Raw genomic sequence first — 18,330 nt, 5'->3', positions numbered from 1 at the left:
TCTTCTTATGAAGATCGATTATATAGAGAACCTTGACAATAATTTTGCGGTACGGTTTGCCAATTACTGCGATATCGACGAACTTGCGGCATTTCACGTACGAAATCAAGAAGATGGGGACTGCGATCAATGGGTCCGTTCAATGATGGTGAATAAGTATTGCTCCCCGGAACCAGACCGGTTTCTTATCTTGGAAGATACTAAAAACAACAAAATCGCATCCTCATTGGCAATTATTCCGAGCATATCCTGTTACAGCGGTCAACATTTCAGAACAGCGAGAATCGACCTCGTTAGTACAGATTTATCCTATCGTAATCAAGGGTTCGCTCGATATCTATTTAATGTTACTCACAAGTTTTTTGAAGAAAATAAGATTACGGTTAACTGCGTAATTGGTCGGCCATGGTACTACACTCAGTTTGGTGAATATGCCGTTGCTCGACCAAATGGAGAAGGTAAAATCTATTCTGGTTTCTTAAAAGAGACTGTTATCGATGCAAATGCAAGTAAGTACAAAATATGTGATGCCTTCGAAAGCGATCTTGATCTTAAGTTCTGTGGAGATTTGTACAGATGCTCATTGGATAGACACCTGTTATCACGTTATATGCATAACGATCAGTTCGCGTCATCCACTAACTTTCCAGACGGTGTGAAAATGATAGAAAACGAACATGGCGAAAGGATTGGTTTTATAGCGTTAGGTGTTCATGGTCTGGACCAATCCAATGTGTCTGTCTATTTAATGGAATTAATTGATGGAGTATCTTGGTTCGATATAAAAAGTGCAGTTCTAAACTATTGTATCCAACTCGGTGAAAGATTGGCTTCCAAGAGTAATGAGGAGTTCCAAGGAATATCCTTTATATTAGGAAAAGACCATCCATTTTACAATGTATTGCCAGAGGCGTCGTTGCAAACGATGAGAGGGTTCCCGGGTTACATTCAGATCAACGACCTTGTTGGATTTTTCAATACAATATCTACAGTATTAGAACGAAGAATAAGCAATTCTGTTATGGAAAACTATACTGGCAGTTTCTCAATAAACCTTTGGAAGAAGATGTGTGGTATCGCGTTTTCCTTTGAAAATGGCAAGATGATTGATGTTAAAAAATGCAATCTGGATGGCGGGGACTTTGACATTCCTCAGGAATCGTTGACCCAACTTATATTTGGCTGGAAGGGAATGAACCATCTGCTGCTCGATTACCCGGAAGTTAGATTCCGCAATGCTGACATCGAAAATTTGATTGGGATACTTTTTCCAAGGAAAACATCGTTCATTCCCTTTTAAATACATTTGGTCTAAAGGTTTTTTTTCAAAGAGCGGATGACCTTGCACGGATTGCCAACAGCCAAACTATCTGGCGGGATGTCTTTCGTAACGACACTGCCGGCACCAATCACACTGTTCGCTCCAATCGTCACACCTGGAAGCACTATAGCACCTGCACAGATCCAGACATTATCACCAATAGTGACCGGATGTGTATATTCCAATCCAGCTAACCGTTGCTCTACATCCATAGCATGTTCTTCTGTTATAAGGCAGACATTAGGCGCAATAAATACGTTGTTGCCAATTGTAATTTTCCCGCTGTCCATGAGCTTGCAGTCAACATTGAGAAAAAAATTGTCTCCAACCGTAGTGTTATATCCATAAGTACAGAAAAGCGGCTGTTCCACAACGCAATTATCTCCGGTCTTTCCCAGCAGCCCGCGAATGGCGACCTGTCGTGCTTCGTGATCTAGCGGGTGTATATTGTTATATTCGTATAGCTTTTTCACGGTAACGGCACGGTCTGCAACAAGCTCAGGATCGCCAGGTTGGTATAACATACCAGCATGCGATTTTTCTTTTTCGTTCACAACATCAACTCCTTTTTTTAATGACAGCGGAAGTATTTTAATATAAGGTGCCGATAACAATCAACTCTAAAATTGCGACATAGGCATTACCGGTATCCTGAGACCCTTACTGGAACTGATTCATTCCGGAACTGGATTCGTGAGAAAGCTTAACAAATGTTAAAACACTACTGACATAACGTTGTCAGTAGCGTTCTTTTATAATCGGATATGTAAAAGTTATAGGAAGGATGATATCATATGAATTTCGCTTCTGTACGCATCATTACCGACGATGTGGATCGTCTCGTCGAGTTTTATGAGAAAGTTATGAATGTTCAAGCCGAGCGTCCAGCGCCCGTTTTTGCTGAACTTGTTGTACCATCATGCACCCTGGCCATTGGTCACTCCCAGACGGCGCAGCTATTCGGCGCTGGTTCCGTAGTGGCTGCCAGCAATCACTCTGTCATTCTCGAGTTCCGAGTCGACGATGTCGAAGCCGAATACGCTCGATTGAACCCTTTTGTCGATGATTGGGTACAGGAACCGACCACGATGCCGTGGGGAAACCGTTCTGTGCTTTTCCGTGATCCCGATGGCAACCTCATTAACCTCTTCCAGCCGGTGACCGAGGAAGCGATCAAACGGTTCAGCAATAGGAATTGAATTGGGGAAATATTGAAAGGAGGCGTTGTCTTATGAAAAGAAACATTATAAAAAGCAGGGCGCATTTTAATAAGGGGAAAGCGTATATTTAGCCCAGTAAACTGCGTAATTCCCCAGAATCCGAGAGGGAATTGAATGGATCATTTATTTACGAAAACAGGCGGTTCTACAATTGTTTTTTCTTTTGACGAAGTTACTTTTCAGCTTCAAGAACACCACGATTTTGATTGGCTGCGGTCTCTTGGCAAAGTGTTCTGTGTATTTGATCAACAAGATTCAGGAAATATCTGTTTCGGAATGGAGAAGAATGGGAAGAAACAATTTGTTAAATATGCTGGAGCAAGGCCGTTGGAGTTTTCAGGAAATCCTCAGGATGCGGTGTCACGGCTGACTGATGCAATTCCGTTGTACTTGGCTTTAAATCATCCGCATCTTATTCAGATAGTGGATCACTTCCGTACCGATAGCGGATATGCGGCAATTTTCGAATGGTTCGAAGGTGAATGTCTGCATTCGCATTGGTCCTTTGCTGAAGTACCCAAACACACCCACCCTGACTCACCGTTCTACAAGTACAAACAGATGCCCATTAAAAAACGATTGAAATCTCTGGATGCTATTTTTTCTTTTCATGCTTACGTTGAATCAAAAGGGTATGTTGCCGTAGATTTCTATGACGGAAGTATTCTTTATGATTTTTCAAACCATGTGACGAAAATATGTGACATCGATTTTTACCGAAAAGCACCTGCAGTAAATGATATAGGAGAAAATTTCTGGGGTTCAAATCGGTTCAAGGCGCCTGAGGAATTCGAATTAGGTGCCCTGATTGACGCAAAAACCAACGTTTTCACAATGGGTGCAATTGCATTTGGTCTGCTGGGCGGAGAAATGGATCACGCATACTCCAAATGGGAGGCAAGGGAACTGCTCTACGAAGTAGCTTTACGAGCCGTTAGTGAAGAACGTGAATCGAGATTCGAAAACGTTAAAACATTCAAATCTTTTTGGGATAAAGTAAAAGGCTTTTAGAATTCAATAAGAGATCTTGTACACAGTAATGGGCCATCCTGCAGAGGATGGCCCTTACCGTTACAAGTAATTACAAGGATACTTTGGAGAGGATGAGGATTATTGCAACAGAAATTATATGAGCCGACATGGTCACGACTTGGCTTTTCTAACCCTCCTGAAGAGGATGCCGGTAAAGATATTGGTATTGTAATCATTGATACGATAAGACCTCATCATACAATTCGTCATTTGGGTTCACGCATTAAATATATCTCCGTACATAATGATTTATCAGTAGAGTGTCGAGAAATTGCCTTTGAAGAGCCTAATGAGTCGGATGGTGACAAAGGTGAGCATGGACTAATGGCAGTACTTGCGTTATCCCATGAGCCTTTTGAATTTGAAGGAGTGAAATATACAGGTTTATCACCTGCATCAAATTTCATAGTTCTCAATCATCTGGCTTTTAGAGAGGGTGAAGGAGAACGCTTAAAACGTGGCATAGATTATATTCTGGAACGAAGTCAAGAATGGAACATCAAAATAATTCTAAGTATGGGTTGGCATGCATTGGATAATTCAGTTTTGTTGAAAAATACAGACGAGAACTCTACAGTTCAGGCACTAACTTCAGCTATTAATAGTGGAATTCTTGTCATTTGTGCTAATGGTAATACAAGGCTAGATAACATAATGCCCCCTATAGAATACTTAGCGGTTGGCGGTTATAACGATCATGGCTCTGCAGAAGTAGATACTCATTCTCCTTATGCAGATGAGCCTTGGGGAAGGAATGGCGATGGACATAGTAGACCAGATGTTTTAGCGCCAAGAGTTTACTTGCCAATTCCTTATTGTGAAGTACTGGAGGAACCGAATGAATTATCATATTTTTGGGGGACTTCTGGGGCATCTACGCTTGTAACAGGGGTATGCGCCTATTTGCTTTCTAAATACCCGAACCTCCAGATAGACACATTACGAAATGCATTAGTTGATTGTGGAATTCCTTTTGATGGCTATGCTAACCTAGCACCAAGGGTTAATGTTGCGAATGTAATTAAAGCACTTAACGATGGCTACCAAAAAAGAGGCGCTCCTCAACATCCTTTTCCAATAGTTGTTCAAAATCCATACCTATCAATTATTTCTAGTGATCCCATAGAGAGAGGACTAGCCTTCTCAATATTGGTTGAACGATGCAGCCGGGAAGAGTTATGGAGATTTGCACAAGATGATTCACCTCTAATAAGAAAAATAGCGATTTGGGCTTTGCAAAAACCTAAAGATGCTGATGAACGTGAAATATTTTGGAATAATTTAAGGAAAGAAAACGAAGGCGGGGTGCGTGGCTGGTATGCATATGGATTATTACAAGATGCGACGCAAGATGAGATAGACCTCTGGATTCCCTGGACTACAGATTTGAATTGGACTGTTCGTTGGTGTGTTAATGGATATTTAGATAAGTTCCCAGAATTTCCTAAACTAGAAAAAACTCATGACCCAGATTCAATACTCGACAAGGCGTTGCCGATTTATGAATGGTATGCGGAATATAAAAAGGATACTAAATATAGGTAGAGGCGCTTAAGTGTGAAAATTTTGGCTGGTTTAAAAACCCACGAAAAACCTCGATTTCACAAGGTATTTCATGGGTTTTAGCTTTCTATTCTTGAACTGGTTTCATACTTGATACTACTGCCTTAGGCAGAATGCCCAGTGCTGCGACTGCTCCAAGCAGAGAAAGGACGACGGCAATCCACCATCCGATATGAAAATTCTCAAGGGAGGGCGCTGATGAAGTACTGAGGGCGATGACCAGCAGGGTCGTTCCGAGGACAGAACCAATCTGCCGGGACATGTTCACCACTGCACTGCCAGTTGATGCCTGCTGTCGGGGCAGCTCAGAGGTAGCCGAAGACATCATAATTGGCAAAGCAAATCCGTAGCCAATGCCGATTACCAGCCAACCTGGCAAAACTTGAAGCCAGTAGTTCGGTGTGATCTGTACAGACAAGATAAACAGCAGCGGTCCTACACCGATCAACAGGTTGCCCAGTGCCGCGAGCTTATTAATTTGAATATATTTGGAAAGTCGTTGAGCAAGTATAGCTGAAGGCCAAACTAAACAAGGACCTATCGTAAGAGCGAGACCAGTAGTCAAAGTGGACCAATTCCATACGCTTTGAAGATACATGATGACAGAAAGCAGCTCTAGCGCAAAAGCTGCATTAATCAGTAAGGCAGCCACGTTCGACCTAGTGAACGGCCTGCTGCGAAACAAGGAAAACTCGATAATCGGGAAGGGATGCCTGCGGGATTGTAGAATGAACCATAGCAGAGTCACCGCAAATACGATAAAGCTGGCCCAGGTATAAACATTGCCCCATCCCCAATCAGGCGCTTTGTCTAGTCCAAGTGACAGTGAGCCAATAGCAATAATCAGCAAGATACCGCCCCAAAGGTCCGGAAACCGCGAAGCCTGATTCGGCGTATCCTTTGGTATATAACGGAGCGCAGCCAATATAGCAAGAATGCCAATGGGTATGTTGACCACAAAAATCCATTCCCATGAGAGCTCTAATAGAAAGCCTCCAACCGCCGGACCTGCTGCAGCTGCAAGTGAGCCACTGCTGGCCCATATCCGGACTGCACGTTTTTTGTGTTCGTCAGGTATATTCGTTAGCAGCAGACCTAGGCCGCTCGGTGTTAGCATTGCACCGCCGGCTGCCTGAAGGCACCGGAACATGACGAGGAGCCACAGATTGCCGCTTAGTGCAGCTCCCAGACTGGAAGCTGTAAACAGCGCTATCCCCCAGATGAATCCGCGCTTTTGTCCGTAGCGGTCGGCTAGTTTCCCGGCAGGAACTAACAGTGAAGCATAGAAAATGGCATAACCGTTGAGCACCCAGCTGAGATTGGACAGTGAGCTTTCGCCGATGGATTGACCGATATTGTTCAGAGCCACATTGACTATAAAAACATCCAGACTAGCCATGAACACCGTAATACAAGTGATGAACAGTATAATTTTATGTGAACGATTCTGCATTGTGCGTAACATCCTTTTCTATAAAATAAGAAAGACTACATTTTACTTGCCTAATTATTGAATGCTTGGTCAATAAATTGGGACAAAAAAACCTCTGCTTGAGAGGCGGATTAAATTAAAAGCATTTCAATAGCTGTATCTAATTGACTTTGCAGCTGCTCTTTGGGAGCACCAGAACGTACCATCACTCTTAACCCAATGATGGTGTTTACCAGATGGGTAGAGATTTGTTCACTAGAAAGCTTCACAATAACGGATCCTTCTTGCTGGCCTTTTGAAATAACGACCTCAAGCATCTCTTTCATCCGCTGGAACATATGGTCAAACTCTAGTTTGACACTGCTGGCTTCGGTGTTTTGTAACTCTAGCGTTGAGTTTACAATCAAACAACCGTACCTGTGTTCGTAATTGGAAGGAAGAAAATGCTCTTGCCAATAGCGGAGCGTCTCCAATGCGGTCGTACCATGATTCAATAATTCCTGAAACCTTTCCAGAAAATCTGCATTGTACAATGACAGCGACTTGTTGAACAAAGCTTTTTTATCGCCGAAGGCGCCATAGAGGCTCTGTTTGTTCAATTTGGTTCCTTTCGTTAGAATGTCATACGATGAAGCGTTATAACCGTATTCCCTAAAAATGTCGATTGCGGCGTGCAACACTGTATCATAATCAAATTCTCTTGGTCTGCTCATTGTTTTATCATAATCATTATGGAATGCGTAGTCAATAATTTATTTTTTGACACATAAGAACATTTGTTCTATTGTTGAGGTAGCATCTTGTGAAGCGGAGAGAAATAACATTGTAATAAAAAAGGAGGTTTTTATATGATTAAAGTTGGAATACTAGGAACGGGGTTTGGAAGAAAGCATGCAGAGTTATATAAAAGCATGACGGGTTTTGAGGTGATTTTAATATATGGGAGGGATGAAAATAAATTAAGAGAAATAAATAAGACACTGAATATTGCTACTACAACTGATATATATGAAATTATAGAAAATAAGGAAATTGACTTGGTTGATATATGTTTGCCAACTTCTCTTCATGCAAAATGGTCAATCGAAGCACTAAAGCATCATAAGCATGTCTTTTGTGAGACACCATTAACTTATGGAATAGATGAGGCTGAAGAAATTCTAAAAATATCAGAAGAGTATCAAAGAAATGTATTTGTGGATTTGTTTTTTAAATTTTCGACCTCGCATCATAATACAATAAACAAAATCAAAAACGCTGAGTTAGGCGAGGTGAAATCATTCCGTTCCTATAATAAAACGGCTCCGAATTGGGGCAACTTGGGATTGCAAAAAAACGTTTCCGATTTCCACATTCATAATTTTGATTTTATAATGGAGATTTTGGGAATGCCCAACAGTGTCCTTTCAAATGGTATAGACTATGGGGACCAATCAATCGTGATCACCACGTTAAACTATGATAATAAATTTGCGGTTGTTGAGAGCTGCACAAATTTGCCTGAAAATTCTCCGTTTTATATAGGATTTGAGGTCGTTTGTGAGGAAGGTTCTATCAAGTTTGATGCTGAATATGGGATGAACACTCGAGAAGAGTTTGTGATTTATTACAGTGATGGAAGCAAAGAAGTGTTAAATCCCCTAATGAAGGATGATTACGAGCAAGTCATACATCATATTAAGGATTGTTTGGAAAACAACACAAAAAGTGAGTTTCTCGATATTGCATCTGCAATTCAGGTAATGAAAATAAAGGACGCCGTACTAAAGTCCATAAAAGAAATGAAAGCGATTCACTTCGGAACCTAGATATCAACCCAGCTAGAGCACTAGAGACTTCCCCTCCGTGTAAGAGAGGGAAGTCCCCGATCGTTTCTTCTGCCCAAACAAATATCAAATTTCAAGTTTATGCAGACTTTTCGGCACTTTTCTTTCATTCCTGTTTGTGCCGGCCTAGTCTGAATGTAGATTATTATGAAAAGAGTTGGAATTGTTACTGTTTATTGCAAAAATTATAATTACGGTGGCCAGCTTGGAGCTTATGCACTGCAAAAAACTATAGCTAAGTTAGGATTTCATTGTGAGCAAATTACATTCAAGTGGCAAAGTGAATACTACTTACAAGCGTGTGAAAGTGCTAAAAGTGCGGAACATTTTAGAATTTTTTCCGAAAGCATTCCCCACAGCGAACATTTATATACAGTATCTGATATTGCAGAATGTGTTGATGATTACGATATTTTTGTTTGCGGCAGCGACCCAATATGGGGTTTACCATGGGTTATTTCCGATGACATTTTACCCTGTATGGCACTTTCTTTTGTTCCAGCATCAAAAACGAAAATTGCATACGCACCAAGCATGGGAGGAGCAGAAATAGGGCCTGATCGAAAAAATATCCTTGCTCCACACGTTAATTCTTTAGACTTTGTTTCTGTTCGTGAAAAAAGTGCAATCCCTTTTGTGAAAACGATGAAAAATGGAGAGGTTACTCATGTATTGGATCCTGTAATGCTTCTTGATGAATCCGAATGGGATGATATATCTGCTATTCCGCCAGAAAAAGCCTATATACTCACTTATGATTTACGAGATACAGGGGTTCAGAAATATGCTGAAGCACTTTCAAAAAAGTACGGATACGAGATTATATCTCTTGCAACTGCTGGAGCAGCTACGTTTGGCCCGAAGGAATTTGTAGGATACATCAAACACGCTAAGTATTTTATTACTAGTGCTTTTCATGGGGCTGTTTTTGCCATTTTATATAAGGTTCCATTTTTGGTTTTCCCGGTATCTGATCATTCACAGGACCCCAAATCAATGGATTTAAGACTGATAGCTCTGCTGGATACGTTTGGCTTATCTTCTTGCTATGTTTATGATACAGCAAATATTCCAAATATTGATGATGTTACTTTTCATCATATAGACGAATCAGAAACAAGTGCATTTCGTCATCATTCACTTCAGTTTCTTAAAGTTGCTCTAGAAGCTTAAAATAAACCAAAGAATGTGTGCGCTAGGCGAGGGCATTTTACAAAACAGCGCGGTGAAACGTACCACAAATGACGGTGGAATAAGTCATTCGAACCCTAAGGCAACAAGTTTTTTGGTTCTTTCTTTTGAGAAAAATCGCTATTGAGACGGCCTTTTAAAAACCAACCCAGTACCAAGACAAGTAATGCGAGAATAAATTCAATTCTAAAAACCGTTTGTAAACCGGCAACGATACTTTGTGCTTTATCTTGAAACGCAGCGGGATCAAGTGAATGGTGAAGAGGACGATTGGCCCCGGACGACATGATGCCGACGAATAAAGCGATGCCAATTCCACCTGCAATCTGTTGGAGCGTATTGTAAATGGCTGTGCCATGGGGGACCAGGTGAGGCAGAAGTTGATTCATTCCTGCTGTCTGAGCCGGCATGACGACAAATGATATGCCTAAGAATAGGAGGATATGATTGAACAGAACGGAGCCTCGGGTTGTATCGCTATCGATACCGGCAAACAGCCACAGCGATAGGGCGATCATGACCAGTCCGGGCATTATGACGAATCTTGGGCCGAATTTATCGAATAATTTTCCCGTCACAGGCATCATCATTGCGTTTAAAATGCAGCCTGGCATCAGAAGTAAACCTGTCGCGAATGCTGTCAACTGCATTACATCCTGCATATAGATCGGCAGCAATGTCGTGGTAGCGAATAAAACCATCATCAGCACTACTATCAATACCGCTACTAAAGAAAAAGCAGGATTCCGAAATACAGAAAGATCAATCAAAGGCTCTTTAATCTTGAGCTGCCGCCAAATAAGCAAGAGCAAGAAGAGGCCGCCTACGGCAATCAGACTGTAACTCCCAGGACCAGTCGAGACACCAGTCTGACTGAAACCGTAAGTAATACAACCAAACCCGACGGTTGACATAATAATAGACAAAAGATCGACCCTTGGCTTGGTTATTTCTGTAACATTCTTTAAGTAAATGAATGCATAAATAATTGAAAACACAGTGACAGGAATCACCATGTAGAACAGCCATCGCCAGTGTAAGGTATCGATAACCAATCCCGACAAAGCTGGCCCGATTACAGGGGCGACCATGATGACAAATCCCATGAGACCCATGGCAGCCCCCCTGCGTTCTGGAGGATAGAGGGTAAGAATCGTATTCATCATCAACGGAATCAATAATCCTGTTCCGCAAGCCTGAACAACCCTGCCTATCAGCAAAAATTCGAATTCAGGGGATACTGCACACAAGCAGGTACCTGCTAAAAATAACGCCATCGCAGATATAAACATCCGGCGAGTCGTGAACCATTGCTGGAGCAATGCGGTCACCGGTACCAGTATGCCGATCATTAACATATAACCGGTCGATAACCATTGTATGGTCGAAGCAGCAACGTTAAACTCACGCATTAATCCTGGAAATGTATTGGTGAGTAGATTTTCGTTAAGAAACGCAATAAATGCACCGATGAGCAGGGCGGCTAACATCGCTCCTCTTTTCATCCCGCTTGCCTCTTGAACCCGTTTGTTCATCTTCTACCTCCAGAAAATATTCATTGCGTTCCACGTAGTGTCTTGACACCAAATCTTCAGAAGTCTGTCGTGCAGGTTACCCTACACCATCACTTTCTAACAAGGAATAAAAATTATCGCGGTCTTCATTATCGAATTTGCCAAGCGAGCGCACCTTGACAAATTCATGTCCGCCAAACATGTCGATTTCCTCGCCGTAACTATTGTAGAGAGCGATCATATTGCCATCCCGATTCAGCTCCATATAGCCGTAACAAGTAGCCGCAGGTGCTTCGCCGTAAAAGATTGAAAATCTGATTTTGTCCAGGCTGTTCATGCAGATCTCCTTTCTTTATTCCTTATCAATCTGAACAATATTTTACGTGACACCGAATGAATTGGAAAAAGCGATATAGCCCTGCATACTCGGAAATTCATTCCTATTTGGAAAACATAAGGGGGCTCCCCCGTTATATCGCTTATTTGCACATTTTCTCTTGACGAGATGCGATTTGGGGATTATGATAACGTGCCGGTTAACTCAACGGGGTAAATCAATAAGAAGTGCCTCCGCATCCGCGTCCCCTAGTTGGCCAGTGGAACGGAGAGCATGTCATGTTAGGATAGGCGTAGGGCATGGTGCATCCAGACTACAGACGCCAAGGTGTTTTTAGGACATTAAGCAGGCTAGTGATGGAAGAGTGGAAGCGCAGGTCACCAAAAAATATACTTCTTTTATGTGATCGGAAGTCAGAAGCGGGTAAAGCGTTCATCCAAGAAATTGGAGCAAGATTTCATCATTAGGAGCATGAGATGTATCTTGAGGCAAATCGACCTGAGATACACAATGATCTGGAGAGCATTAGATTACGGAAGGCAACGAATGCTGACGCTTGGGAGATTCACAAGCAAAACGCGATTTACTTTGGAGATAAGTTGGCGGAAGTGGAGACAAGCGATCTAGTGGAGGGGATGATTCAGCCCGAGGAAGAAGAAAAGAGGGGGTTGACCATTTATCTTGCAGAAGAAGATGAACAGGTTATCGGAAAAGTCCATCTCCAGTTGTCCCCCGGCATTGGAGGTATCTATGGTCTAGGCGTTCTTCCTGAGTATCGTGGCAAGGGATACGGGAGAGCCATTCTCTTGAGAGCAATAGATAAGTTGAAGGAAGCAAATGCTGGGGACATTATGTTGCAAGTGGCCGTTGAGAATGGCAATGCACTCCGGCTCTATCAATCCTGCGGTTTCGTTGAGACTTCGACGATGGATTATTATGAGCTGCAATGAATTATCATGACTTACCGTGAAAGAAGGTTATGCAATATGGTGACAATTCAAGAAGTAGAATATGATCAAAAATCGAATTATCTCGAATTGTCAAGAGATCCTATTTTCCGCTTGGCAAAATGATCCACAAAAGGGAGTCGGCGTACTGTCCTCGAATAAGTAATAGGTCTAATAATTTTTATACCAATGACTGAATTACAACTTTCTTCAATCTAAATTTGGAAAGGGTTGAAAATGAATGTCGAGTATAACACAGGAGGATTTTATTCGATCCAACAAGAAGAGCTGGGATGAAGTGGCACCCCGATTTTTTGGCAGAACTGCGCTTCCAACCTTTGGACCCTTTGCACCATTGGAAAATGACTTAAACTTATTTGGTGAAGTTTCAAATTTACGTGTTCTGGAGATAGGATGCGGTAGCGGCCATTCTCTTGAGTATATGGCATCTCGCGGAGTATCTGAGCTTTGGGGAATTGACTTATCAGATACACAGCTCGAAGCTGCCCGAAATCTACTGAAGGCGAATGAATCCATCTTACAACTATTTCAAGGACCAATGGAAAATGATCCTGGCCTCCCGCATCATTACTTTGACGTTGTCTATTCGATCTATGCAATTGGCTGGACAGTTGATTTGCAAAAGACATTACAAAACGTGTTCAATTACTTGAAGCCAGGCGGGGTCTTTATTTTTAGCTGGGAACATCCTCTACATAACCGCATTAAATACGAAAATGATTCTTTTATAGTTAAAAAGTCGTATCACGAAGAGGGGATTCATCAGAGCGAGGCTTGGAATATTCCGGCTATGATGAATCAAATTAAACTCAGCACTTATATCAATGAATTAATACAGACCGGATTTCAAATTGATAGAGTGGTTGAAGATGTAGTTATACCCGAACAGACAGAACCAGATAATCCAATGAGATGGTACTCACTTGAAAAAGCAGCGTTGATTCCTCCGACATTTATTATGAAGTGTTCCAAACCTCAAAAATAAAGCAACATCAGAAAATATAAGTGAGGATGGGTAATAATGTTGAGCAAAATTGATAAGCTTCCAACTGATAAACGAATCGCTGGCGTGCATTGCGTACCACTTTTAGAAGGTGGTTCATTAGTTATGGTATGGGATAAGGACGAACAAGTATTAACGACGGTTGGCGGGCGAATTGAAGGTAATGAAAGCATCGAAGAAGCATTGAATCGAGAGGCGATGGAAGAAGCGGGAATTATGTTAGAAACAAATCGAAAACCTTTTGCATCATGGTATTGGGACGAAACGGATACCTACACGATTTATTTTATTGCTAAGGTAGAGCAAATGTTTGAGATTCCAGAAGGATTTGAAAAGACTGGACGTGTTACTTTCAATTTTGAAACGGCACGTCAAATCGTAAGGAAGGTTGAAGGGCGAGGAGAGCGTATTCAGATTTTAACTTATGCCGAAGAAGCAGCAACAACGATTGAATAAAAGAAATGTTCTATGCAAAAAAAACACTCCTTTTTTTCTTTTTCAGGAGTGGTTTTGTCTCGATATATTGATGTAAAGTTTGTTATTTGAGTATTGACGCTTATTGTTTCTCGAATCTCAAACAATAAAGTGGTTCACCTTCATTTGTGACGCCACCTGTATGTTCAAAACCAAGACTGGTATACAATTTTTTTGCCCTTTCATTTGAAGGGACGAAACTTGTATAGACCTCTTTGCAAGGAAACTTTTCCACGTGTTCTATAAATTTCAACATTGCATATTTTCCAAATCCTTTACCTTGATGGTGAAAATCAATCATAAGTCTAGTAATAAAATAGAATTTCTGTTTTTGATCAAATCCATACATGGTGAAGCCAACCATTGTTCCTTCATAATAAATAGCTTTTGATAGCCATTCGGGCTCTACTTTAGCTTGAGCCAACGAAAATGCATTTGAAGCGACATGTTCTTCAAACAAAAGCCGTTCTTGTGCAGCAGTTGATTTTAATAAGACATACTCCATGAAATTATCAGAAGTAATGTCTCTTAACTGGATATTCATATATTTCACCTCACTTTTTGGTTGTTCTATTCCCATCTTCCGAGTCATCTTCACTCCATTAGTAGGTGCCCAACAGTATCCTGATCAACATTCATACTGGTTAGGAAGATATAACTGCAATGTCACCATGCAGCCATGCCGGTGCCGATTGGTAGCTCTTTGCAAGGAGCAGCTTGTACATCAGTTGTTTTTTTGGAGCAAATAATTGTACAATGAGATCTATGATGTAGCTTGCAATAATCTCATATCAATTATTATGAAGGAGATAGTGCCCATGAACTTAAGAATGCAACAACTCGAAGGTAGGCTGGTCGAACAACATCATAAAGATTTGTTCCTGCAAGCGAAACATACTTTGGCTGCGATTGACGTCCTTGCTGATGAACACCGTCGTTTTCAGTCCATGCAAGCGATCAGCGGAGTGAGAATTATAGGTTCAGAAGAGGCATTATTTTATGAGACACTGACACAAGTCAAGGAAACAATCGTTGAAACACTTGAAAAAACGCTTGATGATCTTGAGCATAAGGGTGACAAGCACTACAGTAATAACTTTAAGGACGGCGTGGAATAATATCAATGCTATGAAGATTACAGGTTCAAAAGTACAGCGGAGATTTGGCCAGCTATTATAGCTGGCTTTTTAGCTGTAATGAGTTTATTAGTAGTACAGGAAAAAGAGGGAGCGCTCTAAATCGTCTACACTAAGTTAGACAGAAAGAATAAGGTTTGAAGCTTAGTGAGTGTTTGGTGTGATTTCTGAAATTATCGACTAAACCAATATTTCCAGATCTGCGTCCTTTTAGAAATTCTAACAGGCAGATTACTAGGAGCTAAGAGTTTGAAGAAAAAAATAAGGAAAATCAATGTTGGAGAACAAGAATACGTATTTGTGATTAACAATAAGTACGATAAAGGTTTTAGCGCAGTGTCTCTTTCAGTATCATTAAAAAAATGAAAAACAAAACCTGTTCATTCCACTTTATTACTTGGGATGATCCAGTAACAGGAAGCCCACTTTTAGTTGGTTTCCCCTTAAACAAGATAGCGACAGGCAACATTGAAATTGTTAACTTGTATTACCCAAGAATAGTTAAGCATTTTATTTTGTATGGTTTGGAGAATGGTTGGAATGGATCAACCAGGATAGTTTTCAATGATGGGCTGGAGGTACTCAGTGAGCTAGGATACGACGTTTTACTCCTAAAACCATCGAGCTGAACGGGACATTAGAAGGGGAGACTTCATGTTGTTTAGGCGATGTCAGAAGAACATGATAACCGAAAGAAGGTTAAGAGATGGGGATTACCGTTGTTTCCATTAGCGGGCCATCAGGCTCAGGTAAAAGCAGCTTAGTCAACACGATCGTTACTTTACTTCCGAATTCCACATCAATTCATTTTGATGACTATAAAGAAACCACAAAATTTCCCGAAGATTTATCTCAGTGGCTAAATGCTGGGTGTAATCCAAATGATTTTGAAACTCCAAAAATGATTGAAGATCTGAAAGCTTTGCAAGAACAAAGTCATTACAATTGGGTCATTGTCGAGGAGCCTTTTGGCCGTGGGCGAACAGAGATAGCTGGGCTTATTGACTATGTAGTTTGCATTGACATTCCATCGGACATCGCTTTAGCCCGTTCAATCAAAAGAGCCGCTCTTAATGTTCCCGAGGGTATTGAAACATCAATTTTGTTAGGAAGTATTATTGAATTTATTGATCAATACCTTCAAGTCAGCAGGGATTCCTATGTAATTGTGAATGAGAATGTAAAGAAAGATTGTAATCTTATTGTAGATGGAACCAAAGAAGTTGGACTTTTAGCAAATGAAATTATCACCGCGATACAAATTCCAACGGATACAAAGTGATAACAAAGAAAGGGTTATTGAGCTAAGTGTTGATGCTGCAATTACCCCTTTTTTACCCAATGAACTATCGTTTCCCGTTAGGTTCAATAATAAGAGAACTGGTCAATACTCGGATACCATTTTTGCCATGTAAGGACCGTTATCAGTAAAGCCGACACTACCATAAAATTTGTGTGTCTTGTTAAAAGCAACAAAACTCTCGTTTGGCAGGCAGACTTCCAACCGTTTAAGAGAATGCTTTCGACAAAACTCTTCGACAGAGCATACAAGTGTTGCACCCACCGAAAGACTTCGATACTCAGGATGAACCCATAGTTCTTGAATAAGCGCGTAGGGTCCACCTCTGAATATAACTTCTTGGACAGAAACAGTTATACATCCTATGAGATTTCCCTCAGTTGTTTCAGCAATAAAAACAGCTCCAATAGAGGTGTTATATACTATTCTTTGAAATACATCTGATGCTGTTAAGGGCAACTTTAGATCCGGTTTAGCCCTTAATTCTGCACACAAGAAGCGTATAGCCTCAATTACATTATGTTCATCTGTTTTACAGGCTGGTCGAACCATCCAATCCATAGAGCACATCCTCGCAACAAATATTCTTATTTATCAATTCTTTAAATGGTTAAATTATCCTGCCCAATAGCTTAATGAATCTTGGAAGCCGTAACATCACAAGCAAATTCATCGGGCAATTGATATATTCTAACAGCTACTGGGCAGGAAAAAGCAATACCTCTATGGAATATATTTGAAAAAAATGCTTTGAGGAGTGAAAAAATTGCAGTATAGGGCTTGTTCTCTTTGCATTATTAAAAGAAGAGAATCAATATTACTTGAACAATTCCCAGAAGAAGATGGTATCATTACATTTCGCCCAGTTGGTGGCACGATTGAATATGGGGAAGATAGCAGATCAGCTGTAATACGAGAAGTAAGAGAGGAAATTAATATAGATATTATTGAACCGAAATTGATAGGAATTATCGAGCACATCTTCTCTTGGTACGGAGAAATTGGGCATGAATATGATTTTATTTATGAAGCGAACTTTAGTCGAATGGATGACTATGATAAGAATGAGTTTGAAGGGATTGAGGGGGACAAAAAGTTTAAAGCGGTTTGGAAGAACTTAAATGATTTCGAGGATAATCTTAAGTATAAACTTGTTCCTGATGGTCTCTATGAGATGCTTACAAGTGAGCAAATTTCTGATATTAAACATATTAGTACAACAGATTTATTGGCTTTTAAAGGGGCTTCATTAAACTAGCGTAGGAAAGATTTAAATTCTTCAAGAAAGAGCCATCCCGCATAGGATGGTTCTAAAAATTTCTATTTAATTGCTAATTTCCATAATACCCATCACTTAAAAATATATGAAATTTACAAAGTTGCGACGACCTCTTGGATACGCAAGAGTAGATATAGATCACGGTATTATGGGAGTACATTTGAAATTCGATGAATTACTTTTTGAAAATCAGAGTAGTGCGGGTAGCGATGTAACTAACGAGGAACGATAGTTCAAAAATATCCAAACTAGTTCATTGATTCTCAATATTTTGAAGGCACTGTGCCTTTTTTCTTGTATATACTTTAAGTAACACGTCGAATGGGTGAAGACAGGTAGCAAATGTTGAAGGTCCGGGGTTATTCACTAGATAACAACTAAGGAGCGTACAGTATGGATTCGATATTATTTATTGCAACATGGGCAATTGTTGGGATTTTTATTGGTGGAGTAATTGTACTTGTAAAAGCAAAATTCAAGAAATAAATGTACAACGAAAGACTCCTCATTGTCATAGATGACAAATGAGGCTTTCAAGATCTTCTAAGATGTTTTATTAATTAACCAGTCAGATCGGGAATCCTGATCTGACTGGTTCTTTTTAGTTTTGATGGGTGTGTAAGTACGTGAACCTGACGACTCATGAAAGAGTAACAGTGAAAAACTACCAAATGAACTGTAGAATCAAATGAATTGAAATTGGCAATATGCGGTAAATATAGTCTGATGGGACA

The 18,330-nt window shown here is 40.6% G+C and carries 19 protein-coding genes; 12 read left to right on the top strand and 7 right to left on the bottom strand.

Features of this window, described 5'->3' with window-relative positions:
* The coding region (locus tag TY10_RS07480; protein ID WP_155985758.1) for a GNAT family N-acetyltransferase at positions 1–1,300 on the top strand (1,300 nt) is incomplete at its 5' end.
* An 11-nt stretch (positions 1,301–1,311) separates the two neighbouring features.
* Here the strand turns inward: TY10_RS07480 and TY10_RS07475 are convergent.
* Positions 1,312–1,875 carry a sugar O-acetyltransferase gene (locus TY10_RS07475; protein WP_042162164.1) on the bottom strand — a complete coding sequence of 188 codons (564 nt, stop codon included), beginning with the start codon at positions 1,873–1,875 and terminating at the stop codon, positions 1,312–1,314.
* A 240-nt stretch (positions 1,876–2,115) separates the two neighbouring features.
* Here TY10_RS07475 and TY10_RS07470 point away from each other — a divergent pair, with 240 nt between their 5' ends.
* The 3 genes from TY10_RS07470 (at position 2,116) to TY10_RS07460 (ending at position 5,118) form a co-directional block, all read left to right on the top strand.
* A complete protein-coding gene (locus tag TY10_RS07470) occupies positions 2,116–2,520 on the top strand; it encodes a VOC family protein (RefSeq protein WP_042162162.1) in 405 nt (134 codons plus the stop codon).
* Positions 2,521–2,655: 135 nt separating this feature from the next.
* A complete protein-coding gene (locus TY10_RS07465; protein ID WP_042162159.1) occupies positions 2,656–3,552 on the top strand; it encodes a protein kinase family protein in 897 nt (298 codons plus the stop codon).
* Positions 3,553–3,654: 102 nt separating this feature from the next.
* Positions 3,655–5,118 (top strand): S8 family serine peptidase, encoded by a 1,464-nt coding sequence (locus TY10_RS07460; protein ID WP_042162156.1) that lies wholly within the window; start codon positions 3,655–3,657, stop codon positions 5,116–5,118.
* An 85-nt stretch (positions 5,119–5,203) separates the two neighbouring features.
* On the opposite strand, the gene TY10_RS07455 is transcribed toward TY10_RS07460, so the two are convergent.
* Both TY10_RS07455 and TY10_RS07450 read right to left on the bottom strand, forming a co-directional pair.
* Positions 5,204–6,589: an MFS transporter gene (locus TY10_RS07455; protein WP_042162154.1), complete on the bottom strand. Its 1,386-nt coding sequence runs from the start codon at positions 6,587–6,589 to the stop codon at positions 5,204–5,206.
* 110 nt (positions 6,590–6,699) lie between these two features.
* Complete coding sequence (locus tag TY10_RS07450) at positions 6,700–7,281, bottom strand: TetR/AcrR family transcriptional regulator (RefSeq protein WP_042162152.1); 582 nt, start codon at positions 7,279–7,281, stop codon at positions 6,700–6,702.
* 135 nt (positions 7,282–7,416) lie between these two features.
* On the opposite strand from TY10_RS07450, the gene TY10_RS07445 reads away from it, so the two are divergent.
* Together TY10_RS07445 and TY10_RS07440 are read left to right on the top strand one after the other, a co-directional pair.
* Positions 7,417–8,376 (top strand): Gfo/Idh/MocA family protein, encoded by a 960-nt coding sequence (locus tag TY10_RS07445; RefSeq protein ID WP_042162150.1) that lies wholly within the window; start codon positions 7,417–7,419, stop codon positions 8,374–8,376.
* A 165-nt stretch (positions 8,377–8,541) separates the two neighbouring features.
* The gene (locus tag TY10_RS07440) at positions 8,542–9,567 is read left to right on the top strand and encodes a polysaccharide pyruvyl transferase family protein (protein ID WP_042162148.1); all 1,026 of its coding nucleotides are present in this window, start codon (positions 8,542–8,544) and stop codon (positions 9,565–9,567) included.
* Positions 9,568–9,662: 95 nt separating this feature from the next.
* On the opposite strand, the gene TY10_RS07435 is transcribed toward TY10_RS07440, so the two are convergent.
* Both TY10_RS07435 and TY10_RS07430 read right to left on the bottom strand, forming a co-directional pair.
* On the bottom strand, positions 9,663–11,120 hold the full coding sequence (locus tag TY10_RS07435; protein ID WP_042162145.1) for an MDR family MFS transporter: 1,458 nt from the start codon (positions 11,118–11,120) through the stop codon (positions 9,663–9,665).
* A gap of 76 nt (positions 11,121–11,196) precedes the next feature.
* The gene (locus TY10_RS07430) at positions 11,197–11,436 is read right to left on the bottom strand and encodes a hypothetical protein (protein WP_042162143.1); all 240 of its coding nucleotides are present in this window, start codon (positions 11,434–11,436) and stop codon (positions 11,197–11,199) included.
* Between the two features lie 476 nt (positions 11,437–11,912).
* Between TY10_RS07430 and TY10_RS07425 the strand changes: the two genes are divergently transcribed.
* The 3 genes from TY10_RS07425 (at position 11,913) to TY10_RS07415 (ending at position 13,863) form a co-directional block, all read left to right on the top strand.
* Positions 11,913–12,386, top strand: coding sequence for a GNAT family N-acetyltransferase (locus TY10_RS07425; protein WP_052350423.1), 474 nt, complete (start codon positions 11,913–11,915; stop codon positions 12,384–12,386).
* Positions 12,387–12,624: 238 nt separating this feature from the next.
* Positions 12,625–13,389, top strand: a complete 765-nt coding sequence (locus TY10_RS07420; protein ID WP_042162141.1) for a class I SAM-dependent methyltransferase — start codon at positions 12,625–12,627, stop codon at positions 13,387–13,389.
* A 36-nt stretch (positions 13,390–13,425) separates the two neighbouring features.
* On the top strand, positions 13,426–13,863 hold the full coding sequence (locus TY10_RS07415; protein WP_042162140.1) for an NUDIX hydrolase: 438 nt from the start codon (positions 13,426–13,428) through the stop codon (positions 13,861–13,863).
* Between the two features lie 100 nt (positions 13,864–13,963).
* Here TY10_RS07415 and TY10_RS07410 read toward each other — a convergent pair whose 3' ends face one another.
* Complete coding sequence (locus TY10_RS07410) at positions 13,964–14,461, bottom strand: GNAT family N-acetyltransferase (RefSeq protein WP_238327502.1); 498 nt, start codon at positions 14,459–14,461, stop codon at positions 13,964–13,966.
* A gap of 238 nt (positions 14,462–14,699) precedes the next feature.
* On the opposite strand from TY10_RS07410, the gene TY10_RS07405 reads away from it, so the two are divergent.
* Positions 14,700–14,999, top strand: a complete 300-nt coding sequence (locus TY10_RS07405) for a hypothetical protein (protein WP_042162138.1) — start codon at positions 14,700–14,702, stop codon at positions 14,997–14,999.
* Positions 15,000–15,723: 724 nt separating this feature from the next.
* The gene (locus tag TY10_RS07400; protein WP_042162137.1) at positions 15,724–16,299 is read left to right on the top strand and encodes a nucleoside/nucleotide kinase family protein; all 576 of its coding nucleotides are present in this window, start codon (positions 15,724–15,726) and stop codon (positions 16,297–16,299) included.
* A gap of 102 nt (positions 16,300–16,401) precedes the next feature.
* Here the strand turns inward: TY10_RS07400 and TY10_RS07395 are convergent, their stop codons facing one another.
* A complete protein-coding gene (locus TY10_RS07395) occupies positions 16,402–16,878 on the bottom strand; it encodes a GNAT family N-acetyltransferase (RefSeq protein ID WP_042162136.1) in 477 nt (158 codons plus the stop codon).
* Between the two features lie 205 nt (positions 16,879–17,083).
* On the opposite strand from TY10_RS07395, the gene TY10_RS07390 reads away from it, so the two are divergent.
* Entirely contained in the window at positions 17,084–17,575 is a 492-nt protein-coding gene (locus TY10_RS07390) for an NUDIX hydrolase (RefSeq protein WP_052350422.1), read from the top strand.
* Positions 17,576–18,330: the final 755 nt, after the last annotated feature.

The sequence above is a fragment of the Paenibacillus gorillae genome, assembly GCF_000513275.1.
Taxonomy (GTDB): domain Bacteria; phylum Bacillota; class Bacilli; order Paenibacillales; family Paenibacillaceae; genus Pristimantibacillus; species Pristimantibacillus gorillae.
Note: the sequence above shows the minus strand (reverse complement) of the source record. Positions and strands in the feature narration are given on the sequence as shown.